At 69.8% G+C, this 14,948-nt stretch carries 4 protein-coding genes; all 4 read right to left on the reverse strand.

From position 1 onward, the window contains the following. Positions 1-7,975 precede the first annotated feature (7,975 nt). The 4 genes from FBR05_05970 to FBR05_05985 are packed head-to-tail and all read right to left on the reverse strand — an operon-like array spanning position 7,976 to position 14,573. On the reverse strand, positions 7,976-8,293 hold the full coding sequence (locus tag FBR05_05970) for a type II toxin-antitoxin system RelE/ParE family toxin (GenBank protein ID MDL1871734.1): 318 nt from the start codon (positions 8,291-8,293) through the stop codon (positions 7,976-7,978). Further along, on the reverse strand, positions 8,283-8,552 hold the full coding sequence (locus FBR05_05975) for a type II toxin-antitoxin system Phd/YefM family antitoxin (protein MDL1871735.1): 270 nt from the start codon (positions 8,550-8,552) through the stop codon (positions 8,283-8,285). Before FBR05_05975 ends, FBR05_05970 begins: the two co-directional genes overlap by 11 nt. Before the next feature lie 34 nt (positions 8,553-8,586). Further along, the gene (locus tag FBR05_05980) at positions 8,587-12,351 is read right to left on the reverse strand and encodes a hypothetical protein (protein MDL1871736.1); all 3,765 of its coding nucleotides are present in this window, start codon (positions 12,349-12,351) and stop codon (positions 8,587-8,589) included. Next, positions 12,348-14,573 carry a hypothetical protein gene (locus FBR05_05985; protein ID MDL1871737.1) on the reverse strand — a complete coding sequence of 742 codons (2,226 nt, stop codon included), beginning with the start codon at positions 14,571-14,573 and terminating at the stop codon, positions 12,348-12,350. The genes FBR05_05980 and FBR05_05985 overlap by 4 nt, the downstream gene beginning before the upstream one ends. Between the last annotated feature and the right edge of the window lie 375 nt (positions 14,574-14,948).

Here is a 14,948-nt window from a genome sequence, read left to right on the forward strand (position 1 = left end):
CCTCGGATCTCACCGACCGCGACCGCACCGACCGGATCGGCCGCAACCTGACCGAGCTCTTCGAGCTGCGTCGGAGCCTGCGCGGCGCCACCACGCACGAGTGGATCGAGGGCCGCGACGTCGAGCTCGTCACGCACGACGCCGAGGAGCGCATCGCCGAGGTCAACACGCTGATGCGGGATTACGCGATCGACCTCCACAACGCGTCGTCGGGTTTCATCGAGAGCCGCGGTGCCTCGGCGGCCATCGACCGCTTGATGTCGGGGATCATCGAGGGCGAGCGGGAGGCTCTCGTGCCGAGGCTCAGCGCGGAGGGGCTGACGGAATACTGCCGACAATCCGCAGAGGCCGAGGCGGCGGTAGAGCGGGCCGGCGGCCTGAGCGACCCGGCCGAGCGCCGCACCGCCCTGGCCGAGGCCCTGCGCGGCTTCGTCGCCTTGGGCGACTCCACGCGCGTCAACGACGTCTTCGACCAGATGGTCGCCTCGCTGCCGGCCGACGCCGGCGACTTGCTGCGCCTCCAGGTCTTCACCGCGATGGGCAGCATCCTGCACGGCTCCGGCATGGGCGCGGAGGAGCGTCTCAGGGATTTGGCCTCGCCGATCGCCCGGCGCCTGGCCTCGACGCCCACGCCCTCGATGTACCGCGAGGAGATCGAGGTCGACGACTTCAGCGTCGGCGGCACGACCCGGGCGCACACCGTCTCGCGGACCCTGGTCAACCCCCGCGCCTACCTCGACACCGCCGCCTCCATCCTGGCGGTCCGTTCCTATTTCACCGCCGTCGGCGACTCGGAGGCCGCCCGCGCCACCGACGAGCGCCTGGGCACCCTGCGCAGCCAACTCGACGACCAGCTCGGCGGCACCACCGATTCCCGCCGGCGCATCGAGATCGCCGCGACCTCCGTCGAGATCGACATGGCCCTGGACGGCATCGCCAGCCCCGAGCACCTGAGCGCCTGGCGGAACTCGATCCGCTCCGCCACCGACCTGCCCACCGACGACCGCCTGACCCAGGCGCGGACCCTGCTGCGGGTCGCGACGCTGTGCCGCCGGGAGGCGGAAAGCTCGGGAACCACCCGCACGGACCTGGCCGAGATCAACACCTGGGCGACGCAGGTCATCGGCGACATCGCGGCGGACCGCATTCGGCACCTGCGCAACGAGCGCCACGTCGACGCGGAATTCGCCGACGCGGTGATCGCCGACTTCCGCAGCCGTCTCGACCGCGCCGTCACCGACGGCGACACCGCCTGGCTGGGCGCCGTCAGCGAACGGGCCATCGACCAGTTCGCCGACCTGGCCCAAAGCGGCCACGTCCTGCTCAGCGGCCGCCACACGCCGCCCACCCGCCGAGAGCTGCAGGCCTGCCTCCAGGCCGCGGCGATCTTCGGGCGCCTCGGTCTCAACGCCCGGGTCAACGAGGCGATGGCGCCCCTGATCACGCAGGCGGAGGGCATCGAAAATTCGACCGAGCGCGCCAACTTCTATTTGACCCTGGGGCAGGTCTTTCAAGAGGCGGGGATGAGCACCGAGGCCAACGGAATGCTCGACCGCATCGTCGCCCTCGACGTCGAAGGCGCGCCGCGGGAGCTGCACCGCATCGCCGAGATGGTGCCCGCGATGCGCGAGATGAACCTGGGCCACCTCGACCGGGCCCGCGAGCTGCTGGGGGCGATCCGCGGCAATCCCCGCGCCGAGGAGATGCTGCGCAACGTCGAAGGCGCCGTCCGCCGCGCCCGCGCCTTGCAAGTCCTCGATGCCCTTCGCCTGGTCGCCGGCGATTACATCGCCCAAGAGCGGGAACGCGGCTCCACGCGGGCCTCCGAGAGCGACCGTGAGATCCGGCGCGCGCTGGACGAGGCGCAACGTCTGATCCTCTCGGGACGCTGCGGCTCGGTGCGGGAGGCCTTGCGTCGTTTCAGCGATTACGGGCTCAGGGACATGCTTTGGGAATCCCGGGCGTCCGCCCCGATCCGCGACATCCTCGACGCCTCGGCGGACATCACCTTGAGCGACGATACCTTCTCCGACCGGATGCTTTCCTTCGCCTCCAGCCTCTCGGCCGGGCGCATGTACTCCTCCGCCTCGCAGATCGGCAACCTCCTGACCCGCAATCCGCACACGCGGGACGCCGCGCGAGCCCTGGTGGACGGAATCCCGGGCGAGGCCCGGCTGAGCGGCATCCTGACTGAGCTCGGCAACATGACCATCATCTTCGCGGAGTCCGACGCCGCCGCCATCCGCAGCGGCGTCATTACCGCGGTGACTTTCGGAGTTGGAAGTCTGGCCGCGCGTGGGGCGGAGCTGGCCTTCGCGGCGTATGTCACGGAAACTACACTTGCCTCCACGGTAGCTCTCCGCGCAACCGGATTTGTGGCGGGCTCACTTACAGAGGCCGTGACTTATAATCTTGCAGACATGGCCTTTGAAACCATGTTCTCAGGTCGAACCGACCACTGGACCCTCGAAAATTTCGGCCGCCGTGTCGGCGCCATGCTGGTGACTTTCATGTTTTGCCGGAGCATGGGTGCAATAACCTCGGGGCTCGGGAGGGCCGCGGCACGCACCAGCCTGCTAGGGGAGGCTGCGGCCGGCGGAGGACGTACCTTAACCTTGGGAGGCCGCATCGCCGTTGGAACCCTTGGTTACGGAGGAACAATTACCGGTCTCACCGGTGTGGAATACCTCAACGAGGCCATGGGACTCCATCCCTCCGAGGGCCATGTCCCTTTCTTAACCCGGCTCTTAGGAGCTGCGGTGATGGATGCACAAATGCGCTTGGCCGGTCGCCTGGCCAACGAGGTTACCGGGGGCACTATTGAACGATGGGGCGCGGCGACGCGCGAGCGCTACGCCATCCACGAACTTTTGCCCGCGGTCGAGCGCCTCGGCTTCGGCCGACCCAACGAACGGGGCGAATTGAGCGCCGAGGGAATGACCGCGCTGAGCGCCATGCTCGCGCGGGTCGCCCGCGGCGAGAGCGCGGCGGACGTCGCCTCGAGCGTCGGACGCGAGACGAGCGGGGACCTTTCCCGCGTCACCTCCATGGTCCTGGGCGTCGATGCCAACAGCGCCGAGGGCAGAAGGCTTCAAGCCCTGTTATTCTCTTACCGCGCCTCCCACCCCGAGGCGGATTTGGCCGAGGTCGCCGGGCGCCTGCAGGTCGAGGCCGGCCGTCTCGCGCGCGCCGCGGGACTGCGCGAGGGCCCGGCCTACGAGATCGTCCGCGCCGAGCTGCTGCGCCGCGCCCTGGCCTCGGGAGCGACGGTGGAAAGCCTGAGCTCCGGCGGCGAGGCGATGGAGCGCCTGAGGCCCGAATTGGAGGGACTGGCCAACGAGCTGCTCGGTCCGCGGGGCGCGGCCAGCCTCGAGGGGCAGCGCCTGATCGGGGATTTGCTGCTGCGCACTTTGGACCATCCCGGCGGCGTCAGCGTCGAGGGCGGCGTAGTCGCGCGGATCCGCGAGCAGGTCCGCGGCATGGGGCTCGACCCCGCCAGCGCGGCCGGACGGCGCATGGCCGCCGATCTCCTGCTGGCCCGTCTCGCGCCCGCCTCCGAGACCCTCGCTTTGGAAGCAAACGCTGAGGCCGGGAGCTCCCGCTTAGACGGAGGGGTCCTCCACGTCGACTTCAGCCGTCCAGGCTTCCGCCACGTCTCCATCGCCGGTCACGGGGAAATCTGGTTCGGCGAGACCGCCGCCGCGGGCGAGTACCGCGTCGACAACCACACGGGCGAGACGATCACCGTGATCCGCGCACACGCAGTGCCCGAGGGGTCGGGCCGTTCGATGACCGAAACACTGGCCCCGGAGACCGCCAGCGCCCCCGCAGGATCAACCGTCCTTCGTCCGGGCGACCGCATCCGCTTCGCCGACGGCCGCGAGTTCGTCGTCGGCGAGCCGCTGCGCGCCGCCCGAGCCGAGGCCCCGGCCGAGGGGCCCGGCGCTGAGGGCACCGCCCGCCCGGGGCGGACGAGGACCGGCGAGGCGCCGGTGATCCCGCTCGAGGGCCGGGGAGAACGTCCGCCCACCGCCGAGCCCGACCTGCTCGCCGCCTTCCGCCACGCCGACCCCTCCGAACCTCCCTCGCGTGAGCTGCTCCGCCGTTCCTTCGCCTTGTCCGACCGCCTCGCCCGCGAATTGGGCCTCACCGACCCGCACGATGCCGCGGCGAATCGCCCCTTCCGCGAGGCCTTCGCCCGTCGCGCCGCCCGGGGTCCGGTCACCGAGTCGACGCTGCGCGAGATCCGAGACTCCTTCCGCGCCCTCGACGCCTCCCTGCACGGCGTCGACCCGATGATGCGCAGCGAGGTGCGGCGCCGCGCCTTCACCCGCCTGCTCAGCGGCGAAATGTCGGGTGAAGCCGCCCGCGAGCTCTCCCGCCGCATCCGCGAGGGCGAGGTTCGCGTCGAGACCGGCCGCGACGGCGCCTTGGATATCGTCGAGGTCCCGGCCGAGGGCCGCGCCGAGGCCCGCTCAACCGCGCGGCGCCGCATCTTCGACCACTTGGCCGAGGCGCATTTCCCCGAGACCGTCACCGCGCGGCTGCGTTCGGGCTACGAGAGCGGCAGCGTTACTTTGGAGCGCCTGGAGGCGACCGTCGAATCGCTCCCCGCCGTCCGGCGCTGGATCAGCGCCGGCGGGGTGGAGCCTTCCTCCACGGCCGGCCATCGCATCTTGAGCCGCACCGTGGTCGGTTTGGCCGAGGGGCGTCTCGAGCTGCGCGAGGGCCGGGTGGTCGAAGCGGCGCGCGGGGAAGGTCCCCGTGTCCGCGCTCCCGAAACCGGCGGCACGGCGGAGGGCGCGCCTCCCTTGCCCGCCGAGGTGGAGGGCCTGATCACGAGGAATTTTCCCGAAAGGCTGCGCGAAAGACTGCGCGCGGGGGTTCGGGACGGAAGCATCACGCAGGCTCGACTGGAGGCGGCCGTGGGAGCCCTGCCGGCGGTCCGCCGCTTCATCGCCGATTCGGGCACCGATCCCAGCAGCCGCGAGGGGGCACGGATCTTGGACCGCGTGGTGACGGACTTGGCCACCGGACGATTGGAGGTCCGCGAGGGGCGCATCGTCCGGCCCGGCGTCGAAACCGAAGCTAGGCCCGAGGGCGGCGACGAAGGACGCGGCACCGTCGTCGAAGGCCGGGGGAGAGGCGCTAGGGATCGGGCGGAATCCGGGGAAGAAGCCGGCACCGTCGTCGAGGGAAGAGGACGCGGCGGCAGGACCGAGGGGAGCGCCGAGGGCGAGGGCCCGATGGTTTCCGGGGCTGGAAGCGAGGGGGTGAGCTTCTCCGAAGGCACCTTGACCGTCGACTTCAGCGACGCCCGCCGGCCCTTCCGCAACGCGACGATCCCCGGCCTGCGCGGGCCGATCCGCCTCGCCCTCGCCACCGGCGGCGGGGTCATGCTGCTCAACACCAGCGGCGAGCCGGTCACCGTCGTGCGGCCGAACGCCCGCGAAGGTTTTCTGCCGGAAGAGGTCGTCCGACCCGAGACCGCCACGGCCCATCCCGGCCGCGCCGAGCTCGTCTCCGGCGACCGGATCCGCCTGGCCGACGGTCGCGAGATCGTCCTGCGCTTCGAGATCCCCGCCGAGGGCGCGGAAGCACCCGCCGAACCGGCGGGGCCTCCCGGCGGACCGGTGGAACCCGAATCCGGCGCGGGAGGGGGCACGGTCGTCCTGGGCCCGCGTCGTCCCCCGACGCCCGACCCGGCGGCCGAGGTCGGCACGGTGGTGATCCGAGGCGGAAGACCGGCCGAACCGGCGCCGCGCGAAGGCATCCTGCCCATGGCGAACCCCGAGGGCACGCCCGTGGAGGCCATCCCCCGCGCCCCCCGAGTCCTGGCCGACGGCGAGCGCGCCGCCGCCATCGACGTGCGCCTCACCGAGATCGCCTTTCCCGATCCCGCCGAGCGCGGCGGCTTCGCCAATAATACCGTGGCCCTGGAATTGGGCAGCATCGCCGACGGCCTGGAGGGCGCCCACCCCGAGGTCGCCCGCTCCATCCGGGGGGACCTTCGAACTTTGGAGACGGAGGCGAGCGTGGATTCTCCCGCCTTCGAGGCCGCGGCCCGACGCCTGGCCGCCGTAGTGCGGACGCGCCGCTTCGACGCGGCCTTCCGCGGCGCCGACGTGCCGCTGATGTCCGGCGAGATGCGCCGCGACTTCGCCCGCCGCGTCGCCGAGCTCTACGATCCGGCCGCCGGCCCGGGGCGAGTGGCGGAGCTGCTGCCCCCGCCGCCGGTCGCGCCGCCCGAGCCCGGCGTCACCGAGCGCCGCGACATGATTCAGCGCGGCTTACTCGATTTGGCCTTCTCCGGCCGAGCCCGGCCGGCCTTCGCGGAACGTCTCCGCGCCGTCGACCAGCTGGAACTCCTTGCCACGCGGCTCGAGGAGGACGGCTTCGCTGAGGCGGCCTCGGACTTGCGGACCGACTTGACGGTGCTGCGCGAAGGCAGCGTTCACGGCCCGGCCTTTCAAAACACGATGCGCCGGCTCGGCCGCGTGCTGGGCACCCACGTGGGCGAGGCAACCTCGGTGCCGCTCGTCAACGCGATCGGCGAAGCCGACTTCGCCAGGCTGGCCCAAAGCATCGAAGCCATTTACCGTCCCCCCGCCGTCGAGGCCCCCGCGGTGGCCGAGGGCGCGCCGCTCGAGGGCGATCCCTTCGATTTCGGCGATCTCAACGCGGAACTGGGCCTAGAGGGCGGAAGCTCCCCGCGCCGTCCGGCGACCGGGACCGCCGACCCCCTCGATTGGGGCGACATGAACGCCGAGCTGGGCCTCGAGGCGCCGGGCACCGCGCGGCCTCCCGAGAGCGGCGGCGCTCCCGAGGCGCCCCCGCCGGAGGCCCCGGTAGCCCCCGTCGTCCCCCTGCGTCCGCCCGTTCCTGCGGTACGCGAGGCCCCGCGCCTTGCGGCCTTGGCCGCCGACGTCGCGGTGATGGGCGACACCGTCCTGATCGGGGAAGAAGTATTTTCGCTGCGCACCGAGCGCGCCGACGCCGTGATGGGTGAGGTCCCGCCCGTGGAACGCACCGTGTTCCGCTTCACCAACACCACCCTGACCGGCGGCTCGGGCGTCGCCTTGGCTCTACCCAGCACCTACACCGCGGAGGACGCGGCCCGGATGGTCTCGCGGCTCTCGCCTTCGGTGCGCCGCAGCTTGAGCCGAATGCGGCCCGAGGACGTGGGGCGCATCGTGGAGATGTCTGAGCGGATGCGCGCTTCGTCTCCCGCCACGACGGTGGAGGGATATGCCTTGCCCGCCTCCATGGGCGGAGGCACCGTCGGCGGCGGCATCGGCGAAAGCGTCGTCTGCACCGGAGAGATTATCGGCGTCGGCAGCGGCCGCACCACCTTCCGCGGCTACGTCACCGAGGCCGACGGCACGCGGCGTCCCGTGGCCCTGGTGATGCTCACCCATTCGATGGGCGGGACCTTCCACAGCGAGGCCTTGAACTTAAGCCGCCTGGCCGAGGCCGGCGTCGGCGAGGTCCGCTTCGACGGGCTGGTCCGAATCGACGGCCGCCAAGCCTTGGTCGTCAACCTGGCCGAGGGCACGCCGCACGTCGGGCTGGGCGATCTCTCGGTTCGGGATCGCGCCGATTTCAACCCGCTGATGGCCCGCGATCTCGCGCGGATGGCGGTCGCCGGCTACACCTCGGGGGCGGGAACGGACTTTCAGTATATTTGGGGAAGGGACGCGCGCGGACGGCCGCGCCTGCAGTGGATCGACACCGAGTCCTCGGTCCTGACGATCGACGACGCACGCACGGCGGCCTTGCGCGAGCGCCTGGGCCGCGAGACCCTCACGGCCCAGGATTGGTATTTGGAAAATCTCCGCGGCTTCGGCCTCTACAACCCGGAGACGGGACGCTTCGCCGACGGGGTGCCGCACACCTTTCAGGACGCCCTGCGCTACGAGCCGAGCGCCTCGCGGCCCCGCGGCGAGCGCAGCAGCACCCTCCCTCCGCCGCCGAGCTAGAGGAACAAACCGCGCCAATCCCGGCCGGGCGCCGTGAGGTGGAGCACCAGGACCGAGTGGACCTCCACGGTATAGAAAATCAAATAGCCGTTGTGTTCGATGAAACGGATCTCCGGTCCTCCTTCGGGACCTTCCAACAGCTCGACCCTGCGACCGCGCCGGGGAAACCTGCCCAAGGCAAGGATTTTTCTTTTCAGACCCTCGGTGAATCGTCGGGCGCGCGCCGGCGAGTCCTCGCCGATGAAACGATAGATACCCTCCAATTCCCGCAAGGCATCGCTGTGGATTCGGACCCGATAGGATTTAACGCCCATGGTACTTGCGATCGAGGGCTCGGAAGGCGGCCGAGGCGTCGACGGAGGCCTCAGGCCGGCGGGCGCGCCGCTTGAGCAGATCGCGCAGGTCCTTGATCTGCGAAGCGATCTCCAAGGTCTCGAGGTCGCAAACGCCGAAATCCGGGCGGCCGTTGTTGGTGATGATGATGGGGGTCTTCTTGAGCTGGGCCTTGACCTTGTCGAGGTTGGTCCGCAGCTCGGACATGGGTAGGATGGATTTTTCGAAGGAAATGGCCATGGATTTTAAAATAATATAAAAATTATTTTAAAAGTCAATCGCCGGCTTCCCCCAGCCATCGCCGCCACAGGGGCGAGGTCTCCGGCAGAGACCCGGAGAAATATTCCTCCAAGCCCTCCAGCATCCGGAGGACGTCGCCCTCCGCCCGGACCCAGCGCCGGCCCAGGCCCACCGTCATCAGGTCGCCGGCAAAATAGTAGAGATCGTCCACCAGGACGTCGAAGGGGAAATCGGGAAAGGGCAGCTTGGCCACCGTCAGATCCGGGAGGCGGCGCAGCTCCTGCTCGCTGCGGATTCCCTCGAGGAAGTCCCTGCCTACCTCGCTCTCGAAATGCCTCGCGTAGTGCTCGCGAAACTTGAGGCGATCCATGTAGTGCGGCGCCGCGTTCAGGTCCTGAAGGCCCACCAACCGGTGCGGGTCGCCGGGCGGCGCGATCTCCATCGCCACCTTGATCAGCGGGAAGTCGTTAAAGAAGACCTCGTGGTTGCCGACCAGGTTCTCCGAGGCGGTGTAGAGCCGCACCCGGTTGCCGGCGGCCCAGAGCCCGAGCAGCATGGCCTGGACCCCGCGGTAAGGAAGTCGCAGGCGCGTGTACTGGTGGATATAGTCCTCCATCCGCACGTCGAAGTCCTGGGGACGCTCGCGGTAGGCGTCCTCGGCCAAGTAGCGCATCAGGGTGTCGCCCAGCGTCTTGTCCAGGTCGAAGGCGATGTCGCGGCCGCGGATCGGCCCGCGCGCGGCGCGCTCGTAGAGCGCGGCCTGCTCGGGGGAGAAATTCGGGTGGAAGCGCCGCAGGAGGTCCAAGCCGGTCTCGTAGCGCAAGACGGGGTCCAAGGCTTCCGTCGCGACCGGCTCGGCGCGCGGCGGGGCGATGTCGAAGACGCCCTGTAGGGCCAGCCAGTCGCCGCGGCGCCGGATCTCCTCCTCGCCGCGCATCGAAGGCGGACTCAAGTAAAGATCGTAGAGCGCGCGCAGCTGCCGCGAGGCGCGGCGCCACGTCGTGAAAGAGGCGTCCAATCTTTGGAAGGCCTCCCGCTCCGCCGCGAAGCCGCTGGCGTCTTCCCGCAGCGCCGTGCCGAAGGCCCCGCGCGCCGCCACGACGTCGCGCTGGAATTGCTCCAAGGCCCAGTCGGCCTCGGTCAACCACTCGGGCAGGTTGGCGGAAAGGGGCCTTGCCCCTGCCTGGTTCATCCCGTCGAATTCCCGCGCGGCCAGGTTCAGCAAGCCGCGGATGTACTCGGACTGCCCCTCCAAGGACGCCAGGCGAAGCCGGGCCGCGGCCGGATCCAGCGCCATGGCGGGGCTGCGATCCGCGCGGCCGGCATTGCGCAGGAAATAGATCGCCTCGATCCGGTCGCGCAGGTAGAGGGCCGGCCCCGCCGGAGACTCGCGGAACATCGCGTCCAGCTCCTCGGGGTGGCCCAGGAGCGCGCGATAATGGATATGGCGCAGGTGCGCGGGCAGCTCCTCGCGCAGCGCGGAGAGATCCGTGCGCGGACTCAAGGTCGGCCGGAGGTGGTGGTCGAACTCGTGGACGACGTCCACCAGCCGCTCGCGTAGGACCCGCCGGAAGACGGGCTCGGAGACGCGTTGCACCTGGCGCAGGACCAACTGGTCCGCCGCCCTGCCCTCCCCCGCGGGCAGCAGGAAGGCGCGGATCATCGCGCCGCTGTGGCCCCGGTTCTCGCGGGCGAAGAGGGCCTCAAATTCGAAGTCGGGCAAGAGGCGGATCTCCACCTCGCCCGCGCGCAGCGCGGCGGCGACCTGGGTGGAGATGGGGTCGCCCAGGGCCTCGAAGGCGCGGGTGAGATCTTCGGGGCTAAGTTCACGAGGCTCGGGGAAAAGGCCGCGCAGGACCTCCTCGCTGCGCTCGCGGCGCCGCATGGCCTCGAGGGGGTTTCTCAGGGAGCGATTGTCGGCCAGCATGCGGTTTAAATAATCCAGCCAGCGCAGGTCGGCGAGATAGCCGTCGCCCTGCGAGCGCAGGAGGGCGTAGCCGCTCACCTCGCGCTCCCGATCGCCCCACAGGCGCAGGCGCGGATCGGCCAGCTCGAAGAGCTTGGCGTCGATCGCGGCGTCGTGCTCCAAAACTTGGAAAAGCCGCACCATCCTCAGGTAGGAGACCGGGCTGTGGCGAAACTCCTCCAAGGTCGGCTCGATCAGGCGCGCCACGGGATCCCGCGAGCGCAGGCGCTCGTCCAGGTGCCGGAAGAATTCCATCGGCACCTGGCCCTGGTAGCGGAGAAAGCGGAGCAAGACCTCGCGGGCCGACTCGCCCAAGGGCAAGGCCTCGACAGCGCGCGTCTGGGCTGCGCCGGGCGGAAAGTCCCGCGCCAGTCCCCTCCCGCCGCGCCGGCCGAAGAGGTCGAAGGCCGGAACCTGCTCGGCCAGGAAGGTCTCCAAGGCCTCGACCGGCGCCCCGTTTTCTAGGAGCTCGAAGAGTCGCCGTCCCCAGTCGGCCCGGCCCTGACGGATCGTCTCTTGGGTCGAGAGGCGGAGCAGCCAATTAAGGTAGCCGCCGTTCAGCCCCTCGTCCGAGGAGTGCTCGACCGCGTGGCGCAGGCGGCGCAGGCCGAGATGCAGGCGCTCGCCCTCCCACTCCAGCCAAGGGCGGCCGACCTCGTGGAGGCGGCCGAAGGGTACGTCCAGCAATTTCGCCAGGGCCTCGAAGGCGTTCAGGACGCGGACGCCGGTCTCCCGGTCGTAGCGACCGATAATCTCGCGGCGCGCGGCGTTCTCCGCCTCGGGAGCGAAGGCTTCCGGCCTGGGCGGAAGCTCGCTCGAGCGCCGCGAGGCGGCCAGGCGCCAAGGGGGCATCGTCGCGGTTTCCGATTCGCGCGGATGCAGCGCGAAACGGGGCGCGGGTAAAAGCTCGCGAGGCGTCGATGCCTCCAAAAAGGCCTCGAGGCGCGGCGCCGCCGCCGGCATGACACCGTGCAAGAGGCGCGCGCCGACCTGCATCTGCAAAAAGGCGTCGACGCTGTCCACCACGCGGCCCGCCCCGTCCTGACGGGGCCTCAGTCCGAGGGACTCCTGCAGGAGGTGGGCGCCGTAGATGCCGCCCAGCTGGGAGGCGGCCGAGACGCCGCCCCGCAACAGCGGCGAGGCTGCGCGGCCGCGCAAGAGCTCTCCGGCGAGACCGCCGCTCAGCTTCAAGACTCCCAGGAACACCGCCGCGCCCGCCAGCTCCTCGGCCCAAGGGGCGCTCGCGGTCTCCGGGTGCAGCAGGCCCCGCGCGGCCCGGTGGGCGCCGACGAAGATGGGGACCTCCGCCGCGTAGGCCAAGCCGCCGCCGAGCAGCCGCGCGCCGAGGCCGCGCGTGAGAAAGCCCGGCGCCCGCAAGGCCAGCCGCGCCGCCGTCCCCGCCCGCACCAGGCCCGCGATCCCGCCGGCCAGGCCGAAGGCGAAGATCATCGCGGGGTCGGTGGCCTGGGCAACGAAGCGGCGGCCCAGGTCCTCGAGACGGTCTTGCCAGGGGCCGGTCCCGAGCAGCGCGTGGATCCGATTTTCAAAACGCCGCCGTAGGGGCCTTTCGCGAACGGCCCCCACGGAGGACCGATATACCTCGAGCGCCGCCTCGGTATTTCCATGGCGTTCCAAGCGGCCGGCAAAGGCGAACAGCGCCTCCACGACCAACCTGTCATTCCGCTCGCCGACAAGCGACCGCAATTCCCGCCACTGGCCCTCGGACAGCGCCCGCCGCAGCGCCGGGTTTCCGAGCAGGGCTTCCAACGGAGCGGGCTCGCCTGAGTCAACCGCCGCCGGGCGGCGGAAAAAAATGGCTGCGGGTACCGTCATCGAAGCCCCTCTCTTTCCGGCACACCGGACTCCGCCATCGGATGAACGCGATAGATCGAGCGCGCCGGGCGCCGCAGGTAGGCGGTCTCGACATGGTCGCGCAGGTACATGCCCAACCCCAAGGGCGAGACGCGCAGGATCTCCTCGATCGATTCGGGAAAGCCGCTGCGGGCCCGGAAATGCAGGTGCCGCAGGTGCGCGGACATCTCCTCACGCAGCAAGGCGATCCGCGGCGAGGCGGCCGCGGCGGGATGCGCGTGGTGCTCGTACTCGTGCACCAGGGCGACCAAGCGCTCGAAAATCATGTCATGGAACACCGGCGCCGAAACATGGCGGACTTGACGAATCGCGATCATGTCCTCCGGATAGCTGGCGTCGCCGCGCACGGTGAAGCCCGCCCACAAGTCGCCGCGGTCGTCGCCGTTGAAGCGCCGGGCCAGCCCGTTGAACTCGGCGTCGTCCAGGATCCTCAGGTTGAAATCCCGGTTGCGCAGGGCCCGCGCGATGGGATCGGTCATCGGGTCGTCGAGGCCAGTCAGGGCGCGCAGGAGGTCCTCGCGCGTCAGCGGGCGCGGCGCGGGCCAGACCTCGCGGATCACGTCCATGGCCCAGGTCTCGTTCAGCGCGCGCATCACCGTGCGTTGTGACTCTCGCCAATCGCGATGGAAAGCGGCGAGATATTGACTGAAGTGGGTGTCGGCCAAATAAGCGTCCTGAACGGATCCCAACACGGACACTTGTCTCGGAAAGACGGCGTCGCCTCCGCGATAAGGCAGGATTTCCGCTTCCGGCTCGCCCAACTCGAGCACCTTGGGATAGAGGCGCTCGGAGGACTCCATTTCGTTCAACATGCGAAGGATGCGCAGATAAGCCAGCGGCGAACTTTGCGCCCGCAGCAAGACGGCCTCGGCTACCGTTTTCCATTCCGGTTCCCGCCGCATCAATTCATGGATTTCGGAAAATAGGCGGGTCTCGAACATCCCCTGATAACGCAGGAATTCCTTGAGGGTCCTCCGGGCCGCCGCAGAGACGGGCAGAGCTTCGACCAGTCGAAAGTTTTCCAGAGAGTAGAGGCCGCCGGCCGCCGCGCGCGGCCTCGACGGCCTCGGCATTACCCGAAACAGATCGTAGCCCGGGAAATACGGCGCGACGACACGCTCGAGCCGGTCCAGGTCGGCACCCTCGCGCAAGCCGAGGAAGAAGAGATCCAAGCGCGCCATATCGCCGCGGCGGTAGGCCTCGACGGCCAACAAGCGGCCCATCCAATTGAGGTAGCTTCCCGCCCGGCCTTCCGCGTCGGAATAACGCAGCATATAATGCAATCGCGCCCATCCGGCCTCCAGCGTCGTCGCGTCGCTCAATTCGCTGCGGAAACAAAGGCGCTCCAAGGCCCCAGGACTCTGCCCGAGCAGCCGGGCGCTGCCCTCCAGGTCCGGAAGAAATCGGCGCACCGCGGCCTCGCCCCAGCGCTGGAACATCGCTTGGCGCTCCGGAGAATCGAAGCTCTCGGCCAGGATCTCCCGGGGCCGGCTCAGGGAGGCGTCCTCAAAGGAAGCCGCGACGAAAATTCGGTTGGAAGGCGACGAAATCGGAGGCGACGAGGCGGGGATCGCCCCGACTTCCGCGGCCCGCCGCGGCATCGTCAACCCCTCCAAGCGCGCCTCGAGCAGGACCCCGCGGGGATCCGTCCGCAGCAGGCGCGCGCCGGCCAGCATCTGAAGCCAGGCATTGAGGCCGTCCACCCAGCGGTTCGCCTCGTCTTGAACGGGGCGCAGGCCCGCGCCCTCCTGCAGGCGGTGTCCCAGGTAGACGCCGCCGAGGCTCCCCAAGGAAGCGCCCGCGAGGCGCAGCCCCGGGACCTGCGTCAGGCGCGCGGCCAGCTCGCGGCCCGCGAAGCCGCCGAGCTTCAAGCTGCCGAGGAAGAGGCAGGCGCCGGCCAACTCTTCCCCCCAAGAGGGAGAGACGGCGTCGGGCGAAGCGGAAAGCAATTCGCGAAAAAATCTACCGGCGGCGACGAAGGCCGGGGCCTCCACAAAGGCGGCCGCACCGCCGGCGGCTAGGCGGGCGCCGTAGCCACGCGTCAGCAACCCGCCGCCGCGCAGGGCGAGCGAGGCGAGGCTCGCACGCCGCACCCAGGCCGCGAGACCGCCGGCGACGGCAAAGCTGAGGATCATCGTCGGATTGGTGGCTTGGGCGACGAAGCGGCGGCCGAGGTCTTCCAAGCGGTCTTGCCAGGGGCCCGTCCCGGTTAGCGCGTGGATCCGATTTTCAAAACACCTCCGTAGGGGCCCGTTTCCCCCATCCGGGGGACAAGCGCGAACGGCCCCTATGGAGGACCGATACAATTCAATAGCCGCAGACATTTGCCCGGCCCGCTCCAGGCGAGTCCCAAAGGCCAACAAGGCCTCGGCCAAAACTAGAGGATCGCGCTCGGCGCTTAGCGATTCCAATTCTTCGAATTGTGCGGGAGTCAAGGCGCGGCGAAATTCGCGGTTCGTCAAGAGGTCCTGGAGGGATTCCGACAAGGCGGGTGCCGTGACGGGCGATCCCGCGCGGCGCGAAAACCAAGATGTCGGCACAAGGGGGCGATGGACCAC

It is taken from the genome of Deltaproteobacteria bacterium PRO3 (genome assembly GCA_030263375.1).
Lineage (GTDB): Bacteria > UBA10199 > UBA10199 > DSSB01 > DSSB01 > DSSB01.

Bases quoted from the DNA above. Each gene is read 5' to 3' on its own strand.
- FBR05_05970 (MDL1871734.1), bottom strand. From the start codon at position 8,293: ATGGGCGTTAAATCCTATCGGGTCCGAATCCACAGCGATGCCTTGCGG.
- FBR05_05975 (MDL1871735.1), bottom strand. From the start codon at position 8,552: ATGGCCATTTCCTTCGAAAAATCCATCCTACCCATGTCCGAGCTGCGG.
- FBR05_05980 (MDL1871736.1), bottom strand. From the start codon at position 12,351: ATGACGGTACCCGCAGCCATTTTTTTCCGCCGCCCGGCGGCGGTTGAC.